Raw genomic sequence first — 13,601 nt, 5'->3', positions numbered from 1 at the left:
ATTGGAGTTATGGAATGGATTTCGATGCGGTTCTTTTACCCCCACGCAGGGAAAAAATGTTACAAGAAGGGTATTGGTTAAATAAAACGATACTTGATTCATTGAATGAAGCAGTATATCAATACCCGGATAAAGTTGCTTTGGTCAGTTATAAAATAGAAGATCAATCTGAAAAAAGCTTTACTTATCGGGAAATGCTCCATACTGCTAATAAAATTTCATTAGGTTTGAAGCGTTTAGGTGTTCAAAAAAAAGATATCGTATCTTGCCAATTACCCAATTGGTGGGAGTTCACTTTATTGTATATCGCTTGTCGTCGTATAGGTGCTGTACTTAATCCGTTAATGCCAATTTTTAGAGAGCGTGAGCTTTCATTTATGTTGAAACATACTGAAAGTAAGGTGCTCATCGTACCTAAAGTCTTTCGTAAGTTTGACCATGAAAAACTCGCCTATCAATTACATAAAAATATTGAAAGCCTAGAGCACGTCGTTGTAGTGGGTGGAGAGGGTGAGAATAGTTTTGAAAAATTATTATTAAATCACGGTCTAGATAATGACCCGCAAATCTTAAATACCCTGAATGATGTCACCATCACTGCTGACGATATTGCTCAACTTGTGTTTACCTCAGGTACTACAGGCGAACCTAAAGGGGTAATGCATACAGCAAACACCTTATTTTCCAATATTGTACCGTATGCCAAGCGTTTACATTTAAGCAAAGACGATGTGATTTTTATGGGTTCGCCAATGGCGCACCAAACCGGCTTTATGTACGGCTTAATTATGCCCGTACTGTTAAAAGCAAAAGCGGTGTTACAAGATGTTTGGGATGTAAATACTGCCATCGATTTGATTCATAAGCATGAAGTTACATTTACGATGGCCTCTACACCATTTTTAAATGATTTATCTGAAGCGGTATTAGATACCCAGCAATCTTTAGATAGCTTGAAATTATTCCTATGTGCGGGTGCGCCAATTCCAAGCACGCTGGTTCAAAAAGCACGTCAAAACATGGGCGTTAAAGTCATTTCAGCTTGGGGAATGACCGAGTGTGGCGCTGTCACGACCACTCGCCCTGAAGATGATGATGAGCGTTCATTTAATACGGACGGACTTCCACTTCCAGGTGTTGAAGTCAAAGTGGTGGGGGATGATGGCGAGGAATTAGCACCGCATCAATCAGGCACACTAATGATCCGGAGTTGTTCGAATTTTGGTGGCTATCTGAAACGCCCGCATTTAAATGAAACCAGTGAAGATGACTGGTTTGATACCGGTGATATTGCCTACCTGGACGAGCAGGGTTATATCCGCATTGCCGGACGTAAAAAAGATGTAATTATTCGCGGTGGTGAAAATATTCCGGTGGCCGAAGTTGAATCGTTGATCTACCTGCATCCAGATGTAGCGACCGTGGCATTAATTCCGTATGCAGATGAACGGCTGGGTGAAAAAGCCTGTGCCATTGTGAAGCTGAAAGAAGGTGCACCGCACATGGTATTAAAGGATCTGATCGATTTCCTGAAATCCCATAATCTGGCAATCCAGTATATTCCAGAGCGTTTAGAGGTCTGGGAAGAAATTCCGATGACCCCATCGGGGAAAATCCAAAAATTCAAAATCCGTGAATTATTATAGAATTAACAAATACATAGACGTATTTCATTCAGCAAAATCCAAACAAGTCTATTCGATAAATATCATTTTTATATTTATCAATGGCTTTGTTTGACCTGAAAAAATTGTGTGTATCCAGAATTAAACATTTGGGGAATAAAGGGATTTCTACCATGAAAAAAAATGTACAGCTTTTTGCTAAAAGCACTTTGACTTTATCCATATTGGTTTTCACCTCATTGGCTCATGCTAACGTGAGTCTGGAGCAGCAAGTTGCACAATTGCAGCAGCAGGTTCAAGCTCTGCAGGAATTGGTGCAACAACAGCAAAAAGCCAATGATCAAAAGTTCAATGAACAAAAAATGGCAGCTGCGCCTGCATTGGTTGAAAGTGCTGCACCAAAAAAATCTTCAGCACCCGTTTTACAGCATACGACAAAGGGCGGTGCTGAATTTGAGCTCTACGGCAATGTGCGCGCGGACATGAGCTATCAAATGAAAGGTCCGAATACGATGTATAACTTAATCAGTGCTGTACCGCTGGAAGGAACACCTGATGAACATAAAAACTCGGATAAATTTCAAAGCACCTTAAATGCCACACGTTTCGGCTTTAATTTTAAAACCCCTCAACTTGGCGAGCATGCTATTGGAGGTAAAGTGGAAATGGACTTTTTTGGCGGAGCTGGGCGCGATACCTTCCGTATTCGTCATGCCTATATGACGTATGATCAGTGGCTTTTGGGTCAAACATGGTCTAACTTTAACGCTGTGGAATATTTCCCTGAAACAGTAGATGCATCACTTTCTGTCGGTGGGTCATTAACCCGTGTACCGCAAATCAAATATTCGGTCCCTGTGAATCCACATCTGAATTTGGCCTTTAGCTTGGAAGATTCGAAAGCTGAAACGGTGACACGTACAGGTACGCAGAATTTTACAACTGACCCCGATGCGAAATTAAAACTGCCATCAGCAACCGGACGCGTGAATTATAAATTTGATAATGGTTCAGCGCTTTCTGGACGTGCTTTTGTGACTCAAAAAGCGACCAATCATGAAGGCAATGATGATTTCCTGGCCTGGGGTGTAGCATTAGGCGGAAAATATCAAGCTGCGGAAAATACCTTGGTTCGCTTCGACTACAATCATATTAAAGGGGACACCAAAAACTTGCTTTGGTCTAATATGGCATATGTGTTTGATGACAATAATAAAATGCGTGCTAATCAGTTCGATGCCATTAGTGTCGGTTTAACCCAAAAAATTACGTCTAAAATCCGCTCAACATTAGGTTTTGGCTATATGAAGGCAGATGATAATAATAGCTTTGCACAGCTGGTACGTAATGATGAAACCCAAAATTCCGAGCTAAAAGAAGGCTGGATTAACTTATTCTACAATCCAGTGAAACCGGTGAATTTTGGTCTGGAGTATATGTATGGTGAACGTAAAACATTTAATGATAAAAAGGGTATAGATAATCGACTGAATTTCACGGCAATTTATGATTTTTAAAACAATTTTAAGTAGATGTTAATGTCTGCGGGTTCTATCTTTTTATATGACTATGTATAAAGTAATGGAAAATTCCCCTTTGTGGAGTGTTTTACATGCATATAAGTATTGTAATTAGCTGTTTTATTTACATAAATTAGATAGAATCCGTCGACCTTGGATGGGTTGGGATTAAAGTGAACATATCATTCCGATAGATGCTAATCAGCTTAAAAAACCGACCAGAAATCTAGGAAAAAAGCATCCAATTTTGACCACCCCAGATGTTATGTAACTATCCAGCTTTTAAGTTGGAGGTTTTGGAGTGTTATGTGTGGAAACCATCGTAAAGATCTGTCGACGGCATTTAATACAGGGCCAAGTATTGAAGTAAATCATAGAGTTTAAAGAATATCTAAAATTAACTCGTTTGAGGATTTCGGGCCTAAAGCAGACGGTTTCCGTAACTGGTTGAAAGACGACTATGTAGTACAACCTAAAGAGATATTGTTAGACCGTGCGCAGTTAGTGGATTTAACTGCGCCTGAAATGACAGTATTGATCGGTGGTATGCGTGTACTGGGTACAAGGTAGCAAACAAGGGGCGTTTACTGACTGGAAAGGTGTATTAAGCAACGACTTCTTTGTGAACTTGATTGACATGAAGTACAGTTGGAAACCAATTGACAAAAACCACTATCAAATCGTAGATCGTGCAACGGGGGCACCGAAATGGACTGCAACCCGTGTGCATCTGATCTTTGGTTCTAACTCGATTCTGCGTTCGTATACAGAAGTGTATGCGCAAGATGGCAATAAAGAAAAATTGTCAGAGACTTTATTGGTGCTTGGACAAAAGTGATGAATGCAGACTGTTTTGATGTGAAGAAATCATGATCTGAACATGTAAAATAAAAAACCGGCTTAAAGCCGGTTTTTTATTTAACTTGTGAAATCTATGGTTAATTAAATGGTTACTAAAAAACCGTTACTCTAAATATAACTCATATTTAACAATTACTTATAAAATTATATGATGCGTATGATACGCATCATATGAATATCGCTTAAATTTGCTATAATTGAATTGAGCAGTGCCATTTGTGGTTAGGTTAAAAATTCATGAGTCTTACTGAAATTAAGGTACGTCAAGCTAAACCAAAGGAAAAAATCTATTTTCTGGCAGATGATGACGGCTTAAGTTTAAAGATAGAACCAAATGGACGTAAATCTTGGAGTTACCGCTATTCACTTGTAGGGACAAATAAACGTCCTCGCATGAAGTTGGGCGAATATCCTGTAATGTCCTTGAAAGAGGCCAGATCAGTCCGGGATGAATATAAATTTAATGATTATCAAAATAAACTGCTGCATAAAAAAGACATCAAAACTTTTCAGGATATTTGTGAAGAGTGGTTAGAATTTAAAATTAAAAATTCCTTTGAAGATGAACCACGATGCGGTGTAATTCAGCTTGCAAAAAAATGTTTAGATCAGGATATTTATCCAAATATTGGACTAACGCCATTTATTGAAGTTAAAAGATATGATCTGGTTAAGGTTATTAAAAATATAGAATCTAGAAATGTAAAAGAACCTGTAAAGAAAGCTTACAGTTATTTAAATCAGATTTATGATTATGCTGTAGCAATGGGGTATTGTGAATATAATATTGCAAATGGGCTTCATAAAATATTAGTTAATAATAAGATTAAGAAAAATTATCCTCATTTGAACTCAGATGAACTATCTAATTTCTTAGCTAGATTGAATCAGATTAATACAGATCCTATCATTAAAAAAGCCCTATTATTTAAGTTATATACAGGCGTACGTGGTGGAGAATTACTGCTTTCTGAACCACATCACTTCGATCTGGATAAAAGAATATGGAAAATACCGGCCTTACATATTAAACAATATAGAAGAAAAGTTATTTTAGGTCATGATATTCCTGAATTTTTAGTTCCACTATCTGATCAAGCACTTGAAGTTGTGAAATCAGCACTCGCTTGGTCTCATGGCGAAAAATATGTATTTTCTAGCCCCCGTAATAATCATAAACCTATTCATTTTAACACCCTGAACTTGATTATTAGAAAAATGGGATATACTAAAAATGAACTATCATCTCATGGTTTACGCTCAACATTTAGTACCATATTAAATGAATCTGGTTTATTTCAATCAAATTGGATTGAAGCACAGCTATCTCATACTGATAAAAATAAAACCCGTGCAAGTTATAATCATGCAGAATATTTCAATCAGCGCGTGGAAATGATGCAATGGTGGGGAGATTTTATTGATAGTTGTACTGTATAGTTAATGGTTATGAAATCCAAGTTTTAATTAGAATATATTAGTAAATATATAAAATTAGATTCAAGCATTATTAAGACTGAAATATTGTAAAGTAAACTACTTATATTCTGTATTATTTATTTTATACGATTTATAAGAGCCTTAGTTTTTTAATATATTAACCATGATCTATTGACAGAAAACTAGTAAAGTAAATGCCCGCTGAAACTAATTATCCGTGATTTGAGTTATTTAATGCTCTAGTAAAACAGCATTAAATAACCCGATCACGGCATCGAGTGTGGTCAGATCTATGATGAAACTCGGCTAACCAAAAATATTGTATTGGAACTAAAATGCCCTATAGATGGCAGTATAGGGCATCTAAATTACTGAACGTTAACTACGATCTTGCCGATTTGGGCATTTGTTTCCATGTATTTATGAGCTTCTTGGATATTCTCAAAATTAAAGACTTGGTCAATTAAAGGTGATAACTGACCTGACTCCAAACCACGATAAACAAATTGTTTTGCCTGTTCTAGCGCATTGGAATCAGTGGTAATTTCAAAGAGCTCATAACCACGTAATGTTAAATGTTTGCCTAAAACATCCATAACACTCATTTGGATATCACGTGTATCAAGCGCACCATATTGGAAGAATGTGCCTTGTTTAGCCATAGCTTGCATGATTTTACCTACAGCTGGACCACCTACAGGATCAAACACCATATTTACCCCCTGGTGATTGGTAATACGATTCAATTCATTTACTAAATCTTGCTCCTCAGTAGCGATCACATATTTAGCCCCTAGATCTATCAGTTGCTGCTTTTTAGCACTAGTACGAGTTAATGCGATTGGGGTAGCGCCTAACATATTAGCAATTTGAATTGCTGCCACGCCAACACTGCTAGATGCAGCACCAATAACAACATATTGGTCTTTCTGTAAGTTGCCAAAATGTACTAATGCACCATAAGCCGTCACAAACATCATCCAGCTTGCAGCCGCTTGTTGGAATGTCAAATCTTTAGGATGTTTTACAACAGCATGGACTGGCAGATTGATGAGTTCTGCGTATGTACCATATTCATCAAAACCAAAAGATGGAATGACACTCACTGCATCGCCAATACTAAACTCTGAAACACCTTCGCCAATCGCTGTAACGATACCTGCGGCTTCATAGCCAAGTACAGAAGGAAAAGTGGGTTCAATCACATAATTACCGGTACGGTACATGATTTCAGCCCGATTTAAGCCGATCGCATGGACTGCCATTTGTACTTCACGTGCTTTGGGAGCAGGAATTTCTAGATCTTCAATTTGTAGGACCTCAGCACCACCGATAGCACGCATCACCACAGTTTTAGACATGTTTCTTTTCCATATGTTTAACAGATGGAATTAGCATAGTGGTTCAAACAGATCAGATAAATAAACAATCTATTTATAGATTGGTTCTATTTTTTATCACAATCTCTTGCAAATATCCTTTCAATCCAATCTATAAAGACTTGCATACGTGCAGGTAAATGTTCACGGTGAGTGTAGAGCAAAGAAATAGGTTTAGGCATATTTTGATAAGTTGATAACACTTCAATGAGTTGGCCATTCTCGAGATACGGCTGTATTGCATGACGAACCCCTTGAATTAAGCCCAAACCATGTAAGGCTGCGCTTAAAAATGATTCTGAATCATTGACTAAAATACTTGAATCCAATTTATATTCTTCAAGTTTCTGATTCACAATAAATTGCCAATTCATAACCTTACGTTGTTTACCGCTAAAATAATTGATGGCTTGATGGTGTTTTAGATCATCTAAGGTATGCGGTGTGCCATATTTTTTTAAATAAGAAGGGGCAGCACAAGTGATCATTTCAACTTGTCCAAGTGATTTTGCAATGAGGGTTGAGTCATCTAAGTAGCCGAGTCGAATTGCAAAATCGACACCTTGATCAATGAGATCCACTAAGGAATCAGAGGATTCTAGAATCAACTCGATATTTGGATATTGTTGTTTAAACTCTGCCAAATGAGGAATCAGAATGGCTTTGGCAATGGTGATGGGTACGTTGATGCGCAGTTTACCCGATATATTTTGAGTCTGTAGATTTGGCTGAAAGCTATTAAAAATAGCATCGAAGTCTTTAAGGAGTTGCAATGCTTTGTGATAGAAAGCTTCACCTTCTAAAGTCATGCTGACTTTACGGGTGGTTCTATTGAGTAATCTCACCCCCAATTCATGTTCAAGCTGTTTGATGGCTTTGGAAATCAGTGGACGATGCACACCCAATGTCTCAGCAGTGTGAGTAAAGCTTTGGGTTTCAACCACACGCACATATATCTGTAACTTCTGCAAATGATCCATTTAATTTTGCCATTCATTGAATATCGAAATTATAACAAATGGCTGATTTAAAGGTCTTATTCGAACGACATGATGTTTAGCCGTCCGATCAGGGATGGTCATGAATACAGAAAAAAATTAATCTTCAATCAGGTCAATTTTGAATGATAAAAAATATTTCACCTGCTTATGCAATGAACTTTACCCAAAGTTTAACTATATTGATTACGATATTGGCTCGGTGTAACGTTAAACCAACGCTTAAATGCGCGTCTAAAGTTAGAACTGTCATGATAGTTTAATAGCGTTGCAATCGCATCGACAGATAAAGTACTGTCTGTTAAATAACGACGTGCTTGCTCCGACAAAATTGCATCTCGAATCTCCCTAAAGCTTGTGCCATCTGCGGCAAGTTGACGTGCCAATGTCCGTTTACTCATAAACAATGCCGCTGCAATTTGGTCTTCACTCAGTTCATGTAGCGAACTCGACAGCATCATTTTTTTTATCATATACACATAGCTTTGCTTGCCCGGTTTGAGCTGCTGTAGCATGCTTTCGCATTGTTGCATCGCGAGTAAATAACTGTCTTGATTGGCCGAGGCATTCGGAATGTGACATAGACTGAAAGGAAAGGTGGCTTTGATTGCAGGTGCGGAAAAAGAATAAGCGCCCGATAAATACTGCGCATAGGCTTGGTGATAGTCGGGTTCTGCGTGCGCAAAACAGATTTGAGCGTCATGGAGAGGGCGTCCAACAATAAATTCAGCACACTCAAATAAAATCACGGCACAGGTTTCAGCCAATAGACGATGCACCTGTTCAGACAGTTGAAAATCAAAATACAGTGATATATTGACTGAATGTTCGGTGTATTCAAGATTTAAACGTGCAAAGCTGATACGGGTGGGAATAAATTCCTGAAATGCTTTCAGTGCTATCAATAAATTTGGGCTACTGTTGACCAAGAATCCCATGGCACCATGTACTGAATAGCCACCGATTTTGTAGACACTCTTTAGTTTAATATTTTAATACGCTAGTTAAGCGTAAACTAGAATATGGAGATCTTAAGTTTCTCTCGGCAATTTAAATGAAAAGAAACGGGAGTTAATAGTATGAGTCAAGACCCTAAAAAATGTCCTGTTACCCACCTGACTACTGAAGCTGGTGCCCCTGTGGTCGACAATCAGAACAGTATGACGGCAGGTGCGCGTGGACCTTTACTTGCCCAGGATTTATGGCTGAATGAAAAACTGGCCAACTTTGTCCGTGAAGTGATTCCAGAGCGTCGTATGCATGCCAAAGGTTCAGGTGCTTTCGGTACCTTTACCGTGACCAATGATATTACCCAATATAGCCGCGCTAAAATTTTCTCTGAAGTCGGCAAAAAAACCGAAATGTTTGCGCGTTTCTCAACGGTGGCGGGTGAACGTGGTGCGGCCGATGCAGAACGTGATATTCGCGGTTTTGCCCTGAAATTCTATACTGAAGAAGGCAACTGGGATCTAGTTGGCAACAATACTCCGGTATTTTTCCTGCGGGATGCCCGCAAGTTCCCTGACCTGAATAAAGCAGTCAAACGTGACCCGAAAACCAACAAGCGCAGTGCCACCAATAACTGGGATTTCTGGACATTATTGCCTGAAGCCTTGCATCAGGTGACCATTGTCATGTCGGATCGCGGTATTCCTGCTGGCTACCGTCATATGCATGGTTTTGGCAGCCATACCTTCAGTTTTATCAATGCCCAAAATGAACGCTTCTGGGTGAAATTCCATATGCGTACCCAGCAAGGCATCCAGAACCTGACCGATGCTGAAGCAGCAGACTTGATTGCCAAAGACCGTGAAAGCAGCCAGACCGACCTGTTTGATGCCATCGAACGTGGCGACTATCCAAAATGGAAAATGTACGTTCAAGTCATGCCAGAACTGGAAGCCGAAACAGTGCCTTATCATCCATTTGACCTGACCAAAGTCTGGCCGAAGGGCGATTATCCACTGATTGAAGTCGGTGAATTTGAGCTGAACCACAATCCGGAAAACTATTTCCAGGATGTAGAACAGGCAGCCTTTGCACCTAGTAATCTTGTACCGGGCATCAGCTACTCACCGGACCGTATGTTACAGGCACGTTTAGTGAACTATGCCGACGCAGCGCGTTACCGTGTTGGTGTAAATCATTCACAGGTTCCGGTCAATGCTGCACGCTGCCCTGTAAACTCTAATCGTCGTGATGGTCAGGGCCGCATGGATGGCAACTATGGTTCATTGCCACATTATGAACCGAACAGTTTTAACCAGTGGCAGGAACAACCTCAGTTTAAAGAACCAGCATTAAAGATTACCGGTGATGCTGATTTCTGGGACTTCCGTGAAGATGACAATGATTACTTCAGCCAGCCACGTGCCCTGTTCAATTTGATGAATGATGAGCAGAAACAGGCCCTGTTTAATAACACGGCCGCAGCGATGGGTGATGCGCTAGATTTCATCAAATACCGTCATATCCGCAACTGTTATGCTTGCGATCCAGCTTATGGGCAAGGCGTTGCTAAGGCCTTAGGTATGACTGTAGCAGATGCTCAAGCGGCACGTGAAACAGATCCTGCTAAAGGTTTGCCAAGCTTTCTTTAATTTATTTTACTTTCTCTTCCTCTTTTAAGGGGGAGAGGAGGTAAACTATGGAATATAGCATAAGAAGGTGAAAACCTTATGCCATAAATTCTCTATTAAGGATCATAAAGAAAAACTAAGATTTCTCTTTCAGAATTTGTGAAAAAATTTTAACTTTTTCTAATGTGGCGTCTACACCTTGCTTAAAAAAGGTATCCACCAGTGCCGAACCGATCACCACCAGATCAACTTTATTGGCTAAGGCTTTCACATGACTTTTATCTTTAATCCCAAAGCCAATAGCAATCGGGATATTAAAAATTGGTTTGATTTCAGCAATCTTTTTTTCAAGATTGGTCAGATTTAAAGTACCGCCGGTGAGACCATTTTCCGCAACATGATATAAAAATCCTGTCGCACTGGCTGAGATTTGTTTCAATCGCTCAACTGGAGTAGTGGGTGCGCTCATTGCAATTAAATGCATATTTTTTTCATTTAATATCTGTTTAAATTTTTCCCGATATTCATAAGGGGCATCTAGGATCAGAATCCCCTCAATCAAATTTTCGGTATCCGCAACCAGCTTCTCGAAACCATATTGTATGATCGGGTTTAAATAGGTCATTAAAATAATCGGGGTGGTTTCATCCTGTAAACGGATAGCTTTCACGAGCTCAATGGTTCGATGCACGGTCTGACCAGAAGCGAGTGCTCTAACATGAGCAGCCTGGATGGTCTCTCCATCTGCCACAGGATCAGAAAATGGGATGCCCACTTCGATGATATCAGCTCCAGCTTGACCCAATTGACTAAATAGACGATAACTTTCATTAAAATCAGGATCTCCGGCAGTAAAATAACAGACTAAACCACTGCGATTTTCCTGTTTTAATTGCATTAGTTTTTGATCTAAACGGTTCATGCGCGTGCTCCTGCAAGATACTTTTTGACTGTGTCTAAGTCTTTGTCACCTCGACCGCTTAAATTGATGATAATTGTCTGTTCCGGATGCATTTCTTTCGCAAGTTTGATGGCATAGGCAATAGCATGAGAACTTTCCAGCGCTGGGATAATGCCCTCTTGCTGGCTCAGTAGTTGAAAGGCATGTACAGCCTCTTCATCTTTGACTGCTGCATAAGTCACGCGGCTTGTTTCAAACAGGATGCAATGCTCAGGGCCAACCCCAGGGTAATCCAGTCCTGCGGATATGGAATGTCCCTCTAGAATTTGCCCGTCTGAATCTTGCAGTAAGTAAGTCAAATTACCATGCAAGACGCCGACTCGACCTTTGGAAATCGAGGCAGCATGTTCATGACTATCAGTGCCTTTCCCGCCAGCTTCAATTCCAAACATTTTGACATTGGTATCCTCTAGAAAGGGGTGCATGAGTCCTAATGCATTGGAACCCCCACCGACACAAGCAACCAAAGCATCTGGGAGTTTATTTTCTTTAAGAAGAATCTGGTTTCTGGCTTCGATGCCAATAATTTTCTGGAACTCTCTCACAATAGTCGGGTAGGGATGCGGGCCAGCACCAGTTCCTAGCAGATAGTAAGTCGTGTCGACATGACTGATCCAGTCACGTAAGGCTTCATTCATAGCATCTTTCAGGGTTCCACGGCCTTTTTTTACGCCTTGTACTTCAGCACCAAGTAATTTCATACGTTCAACATTCGGTTGCTGACGTTGAATATCTGTTTTACCCATATAGATCGTGCATTTCATCTTAAAGAGTGCACAGACGATTGCTGTGGCAACACCATGCTGTCCTGCACCTGTTTCAGCAATGATTCTGGTTTTACCCATGAATTTAGCCAATAATATTTGCCCCACACAGTTATTGATCTTATGGGCGCCGGTATGGTTCAAATCTTCTCGCTTGAGATATATTTTGGCTCCCCCTGCGTAGGAAGTTAGATTTTTTGCATAGAATAGCGGGCTAGGGCGACCCACGAAGTCGGTTAAAATCTGTCGATATTCAGCCCAAAATTCAGGTTGATTCCGTATGGTATTAAAGGCTTGTTCTAAATCTTGTAGAGCTGGCATCAGGCTTTCAGGCATATAGCAGCCACCAAATTTACCGAAAAAACCACCTTGATCAGGACCCTGACCGATATAAGGAGTTGTCATTGTCTTTCTCTTAAAATTTCAACATTGATTGGATCTTAAAAGATTTCCATTTTCCTGATAATTGATATATTTTTGATTTATGATGTTAGAAAAATTTACAGCATGAAACGTAGAACCTTACCGCCCTTAAATTCACTTAAAGCATTTGAAGCGGTCGCTAGACATCAAAGCTTCAGCTTGGCTGCGGAAGAACTGTGTGTCACTCATAGTGCAATCAGCCATCAAATCAAACAGCTCGAAGAATGGTTGGATAAAAAATTATTTATTCGGCATTCATCAACGATTACTCTCACTCAGGATGCAGAAGACTTATCCCGTCTTTGTACTCACTTCTTCAATGAGCTGGAAGAATGTGTATTTGAATTAACTCACAAAGCGTCAGAAGTAGAAATCGTAATCGGTGCCTCTCATAGCTTTATGGCGAACTGGTTAATTCCACGACTGGAAAAACTAGAGAGCCTTTATCCTAATATCTCTATTAAATTGATGACCTGTAACGACCTAAAGCTACTGGAAAAAGAAAAAATTGATATTTTTATCAATAGTTTGAATGTAGATGAAATGCTGCCTAAGTTTTTGGATAAATTTCTTTTATTTCCGGACAACATGGGACCAGTTTGTAAAGGTGAAAGCTATGCTCTCACTAGTATTCATGATCTTTTTGAGCACCCATTACTTCACACTTATTCCAATAAGAATGCCTGGCAGATCTGGTTTGAACGATCCCATCTAAACCTTGAGACTAAATCGAATGATCGATATTTTGATCGTCTCAATTTAATGATAGAGGCGGCTGTTTCAGGATTGGGGATTGCTATAGCGCCCCAGATTTTGGTAGAAAAGGAAATATTAAGTGGCAGAATTATTGCGCCGTTTGAATTTACCTATTGCAACTTTGACTTCTATGCAATCGTTAGGAAAAATAATTCAAATCAAGAGATTATCAATATTGTAAATTGGTTACAGACCCAATGTTGAGAGGATCCCAATCAAAAGCCATTTCTATCGCTTCTTATTCTCAAGTGAAAATACCCTATCTTTAGTGTGAAAGAGGACTCCACCCGACAGT

General features: G+C 39.6%; 10 protein-coding genes and 1 pseudogene. 6 read left to right on the top strand and 5 right to left on the bottom strand.

What is annotated here, in order from left to right:
- The first annotated feature begins 14 nt into the window (after positions 1-14).
- The 4 genes and pseudogenes from aliA to CWI32_RS13730 all read left to right on the top strand — a co-directional run bounded on the left by aliA (position 15) and on the right by CWI32_RS13730 (position 5,446).
- Entirely contained in the window at positions 15-1,646 is a 1,632-nt protein-coding gene (gene aliA / locus CWI32_RS13745) for a cyclohexanecarboxylate-CoA ligase (protein ID WP_100535566.1), read from the top strand.
- A 152-nt stretch (positions 1,647-1,798) separates the two neighbouring features.
- Positions 1,799-3,142 carry a DcaP family trimeric outer membrane transporter gene (locus CWI32_RS13740; protein WP_100535565.1) on the top strand — a complete coding sequence of 448 codons (1,344 nt, stop codon included), beginning with the start codon at positions 1,799-1,801 and terminating at the stop codon, positions 3,140-3,142.
- 399 nt (positions 3,143-3,541) lie between these two features.
- Positions 3,542-4,018, top strand: a pseudogene (locus CWI32_RS13735) (catalase-peroxidase); the annotation flags it as partial.
- Positions 4,019-4,243: 225 nt separating this feature from the next.
- Complete coding sequence (locus CWI32_RS13730; RefSeq protein WP_100535564.1) at positions 4,244-5,446, top strand: tyrosine-type recombinase/integrase; 1,203 nt, start codon at positions 4,244-4,246, stop codon at positions 5,444-5,446.
- Between the two features lie 368 nt (positions 5,447-5,814).
- Here CWI32_RS13730 and CWI32_RS13725 read toward each other — a convergent pair whose 3' ends face one another.
- The 3 genes from CWI32_RS13725 to CWI32_RS13715 all read right to left on the bottom strand — a co-directional run bounded on the left by CWI32_RS13725 (position 5,815) and on the right by CWI32_RS13715 (position 8,761).
- Positions 5,815-6,807 (bottom strand): zinc-dependent alcohol dehydrogenase family protein, encoded by a 993-nt coding sequence (locus tag CWI32_RS13725; protein ID WP_100535563.1) that lies wholly within the window; start codon positions 6,805-6,807, stop codon positions 5,815-5,817.
- 86 nt (positions 6,808-6,893) lie between these two features.
- Complete coding sequence (locus CWI32_RS13720) at positions 6,894-7,805, bottom strand: LysR family transcriptional regulator (RefSeq protein ID WP_100535562.1); 912 nt, start codon at positions 7,803-7,805, stop codon at positions 6,894-6,896.
- A gap of 191 nt (positions 7,806-7,996) precedes the next feature.
- Positions 7,997-8,761, bottom strand: a complete 765-nt coding sequence (locus CWI32_RS13715; protein ID WP_100535561.1) for an AraC family transcriptional regulator — start codon at positions 8,759-8,761, stop codon at positions 7,997-7,999.
- A 141-nt stretch (positions 8,762-8,902) separates the two neighbouring features.
- Here CWI32_RS13715 and CWI32_RS13710 point away from each other — a divergent pair, with 141 nt between their 5' ends.
- Entirely contained in the window at positions 8,903-10,423 is a 1,521-nt protein-coding gene (locus tag CWI32_RS13710; RefSeq protein ID WP_100535560.1) for a catalase, read from the top strand.
- Positions 10,424-10,538: 115 nt separating this feature from the next.
- Here CWI32_RS13710 and trpA read toward each other — a convergent pair whose 3' ends face one another.
- Positions 10,539-11,324, bottom strand: a complete 786-nt coding sequence (trpA, locus tag CWI32_RS13705; protein ID WP_100535559.1) for a tryptophan synthase subunit alpha — start codon at positions 11,322-11,324, stop codon at positions 10,539-10,541.
- Entirely contained in the window at positions 11,321-12,532 is a 1,212-nt protein-coding gene (gene trpB, locus CWI32_RS13700; protein ID WP_100535558.1) for a tryptophan synthase subunit beta, read from the bottom strand. Before trpB ends, trpA begins: the two co-directional genes overlap by 4 nt.
- 102 nt (positions 12,533-12,634) lie before the next feature.
- On the opposite strand from trpB, the gene CWI32_RS13695 reads away from it, so the two are divergent.
- Positions 12,635-13,510: a LysR substrate-binding domain-containing protein gene (locus tag CWI32_RS13695; protein ID WP_100535557.1), complete on the top strand. Its 876-nt coding sequence runs from the start codon at positions 12,635-12,637 to the stop codon at positions 13,508-13,510.
- Positions 13,511-13,601 lie beyond the last annotated feature (91 nt).

It is taken from the genome of Acinetobacter pseudolwoffii (assembly GCF_002803605.1).
Lineage (GTDB): Bacteria > Pseudomonadota > Gammaproteobacteria > Pseudomonadales > Moraxellaceae > Acinetobacter > Acinetobacter pseudolwoffii.
Note: the sequence above shows the minus strand (reverse complement) of the source record. Positions and strands in the feature narration are given on the sequence as shown.

What these genes read in the sequence shown, in the direction of transcription:
- CWI32_RS13695 (WP_100535557.1), top strand. Translation starts at nt 12,635, where the DNA reads ATGAAACGTAGAACCTTACCGCCCTTAAATTCACTTAAAGCATTTGAA.
- trpA (WP_100535559.1), bottom strand. Translation starts at nt 11,324, where the DNA reads ATGAACCGTTTAGATCAAAAACTAATGCAATTAAAACAGGAAAATCGC.
- CWI32_RS13720 (WP_100535562.1), bottom strand. Translation starts at nt 7,805, where the DNA reads ATGGATCATTTGCAGAAGTTACAGATATATGTGCGTGTGGTTGAAACC.
- CWI32_RS13740 (WP_100535565.1), top strand. Translation starts at nt 1,799, where the DNA reads ATGAAAAAAAATGTACAGCTTTTTGCTAAAAGCACTTTGACTTTATCC.
- CWI32_RS13715 (WP_100535561.1), bottom strand. Translation starts at nt 8,761, where the DNA reads ATGGGATTCTTGGTCAACAGTAGCCCAAATTTATTGATAGCACTGAAA.
- CWI32_RS13725 (WP_100535563.1), bottom strand. Translation starts at nt 6,807, where the DNA reads ATGTCTAAAACTGTGGTGATGCGTGCTATCGGTGGTGCTGAGGTCCTA.
- CWI32_RS13730 (WP_100535564.1), top strand. Translation starts at nt 4,244, where the DNA reads ATGAGTCTTACTGAAATTAAGGTACGTCAAGCTAAACCAAAGGAAAAA.
- aliA (WP_100535566.1), top strand. Translation starts at nt 15, where the DNA reads ATGGATTTCGATGCGGTTCTTTTACCCCCACGCAGGGAAAAAATGTTA.
- CWI32_RS13710 (WP_100535560.1), top strand. Translation starts at nt 8,903, where the DNA reads ATGAGTCAAGACCCTAAAAAATGTCCTGTTACCCACCTGACTACTGAA.
- trpB (WP_100535558.1), bottom strand. Translation starts at nt 12,532, where the DNA reads ATGACAACTCCTTATATCGGTCAGGGTCCTGATCAAGGTGGTTTTTTC.